This is a genomic window from Erwinia sp. OLFS4, assembly GCF_002752165.1.
In the GTDB taxonomy this organism is placed as follows: Bacteria; Pseudomonadota; Gammaproteobacteria; order Enterobacterales; family Enterobacteriaceae; genus Izhakiella.
In genome coordinates this window covers 1-1783 of record NZ_MOMB01000041.1, presented here as the reverse complement: position 1 = coordinate 1783, position 1783 = coordinate 1, and the positions used below count along the sequence as shown (strand labels likewise).

The following is a 1783-nucleotide window of genomic DNA, read 5'->3' as shown; positions in this document are numbered from 1 at the left end:
ACCATCTGACGGGCAAAATTTTCACCCAACGCATTGAACGTAATAACCTGACGCTCCGCACCCGCATTAAACGGTTGGCTCGTAAAACAATCTGCTTTTCGCGCTCAGTTGAGATCCACGAAAAAGTCATTGGAGCGTTTATCGAGAAACACATGTTCTACTAATTGGAGGCATCACCCACCTTTTTTATCCGCATCGCCTTGGCGTTTTGTACAATCACCATAACAATATTTAGCAACAAAAAATTAATACGCTGCCTTTTTCAATCAGATTATATTAAGAACAGAATGACTTTTAATATAAAAAATATTATTTCACCGCAATTAATAATAAGGCTGAATAATGAAAAAAGCGACGACATTACAACGCTTAGAAAACACGCCAAACTCCCTGCCACATGCCAGCCATAATAGCGCGGCGTCAGATAACGGCTGCGGTCAGGGGTATCTGTATCTGCCTTTTGTCGCCAGCGACCTGCTGGAGCAGGGGCTGGGGATGAATATTCTGCGCCATCAGCATGGCAAGCCTTTATATACTTTCTATACGCCTGATGAAAACCGGCTGGCCAGCATAAAGAAACTGCAGGCAAAGAGAATATTTGAACTCACCAGCACGATACATGAAACCACGGCCCACCTTCACAACCTCGACAGATATCTTCAGCAAGCCCCAGGCTGGCATGGAGAAACCCTCAGAAATACCGTCTCACCAGAACTGTTTGATAGCGGACTGACTTCCACCGCCAGGCTCAGCCAGGAGTTATTGGTACTAAAAAACGTCACCTTTATTAGCGGCTCCCTCAGTACCTTATTAAGCACAAACGATAAGTTATATATCCTCGGCCATGGCGGGCCCGGGATAAACGTCCTGGCAGCAAATCAGTACATGACCCGCGGCCATATCAGCGCAAAAGCGCTGGCTGAACAATTAAAAAATTGCGGATTACCGGCTGCCTTCCGTGATGTGCGAATAACCGCCTGCTACAGCGCAGACAGAATCAAACCGCGCTCTTTCGCCGCCGATGAACTGGCCAGCAGCGCCGGCATCAGTGACAAAAAAGGTCTGCTCAACAGGCTGCGGGCGCTGATAGGCCAGCCGCCGGTGCAGAACCAGCCCTTCGCACAATTACTTGGCAGAGAACTGAATCTTCTCGGTTATCAGCAAATTCAGGTAAGCGGATACCATGGCGCAGGCGTCACCTTTAGCCGCTCCCCATACAACTCCCGCCGGCTTGGCGACCAGGATATCCGCAGGTCGCTGGTAAGACGCACCTTTCGCTGAGCGCCGGATGCAAAAAGCAACACGCGCCCCTGCCAGTAACAGCGCCTCAGCAGCCTGACCGGCGTCAGAAAAAACTCCGCCGCCCGGATTGGAGGATCGGGCGGCGGAGGTTGTGACATTGCACAGCACTACAGCACTACAGCACTACAGCACTACAGCACTATACCAGTGATAGAGTTATGGTTGTCTTAGCCGAATACGCTGTATCCGCAGTTACTACCGTGTCGTCACGTTTTGCATCCGAGTTATAAGGACCTTCCGCTGCCATTGCATTAATGGTGACATCAAGTCGATCAGCTGGCTTGCTCAGGTTGGGTGATGCCTCTAATTGGTTGAATCTGATGTATAATGCGGGCTTTTGAGGTTCTCTTATGGCCAGCGTTAACGTTCATTGTCCCCGTTGTCAGTCTGTTCAGGTTTACCGCCATGGTCAGAACCCTAAAGGCTATGACAGATTTCGCTGCCGTGACTGCCACCGCGTGTTTCAACTCACTTACGCTTA

General features: G+C 49.8%; 3 protein-coding genes. All 3 read left to right on the top strand.

All coding sequences use genetic code 11. The features are described 5' to 3' along the window. Positions 1 to 164, top strand: a 164-nt coding sequence (locus tag BL249_RS06725) for an IS1 family transposase (protein WP_241898819.1), incomplete at its 5' end; no start/stop codon positions are given. A 178-nt stretch (positions 165 to 342) separates the two neighbouring features. Further along, positions 343 to 1281 (top strand): hypothetical protein, encoded by a 939-nt coding sequence (locus BL249_RS06720; RefSeq protein ID WP_099707632.1) that lies wholly within the window; start codon positions 343 to 345, stop codon positions 1279 to 1281. 371 nt (positions 1282 to 1652) lie between these two features. Then, a partial coding sequence (locus BL249_RS06715) for an IS1 family transposase (protein ID WP_342633895.1) occupies positions 1653 to 1783 on the top strand: 131 nt, incomplete at its 3' end.

Excerpts from the sequence above, each read along its gene's own strand:
- BL249_RS06720 (WP_099707632.1), top strand. The coding sequence starts at position 343 with ATGAAAAAAGCGACGACATTACAACGCTTAGAAAACACGCCAAACTCC.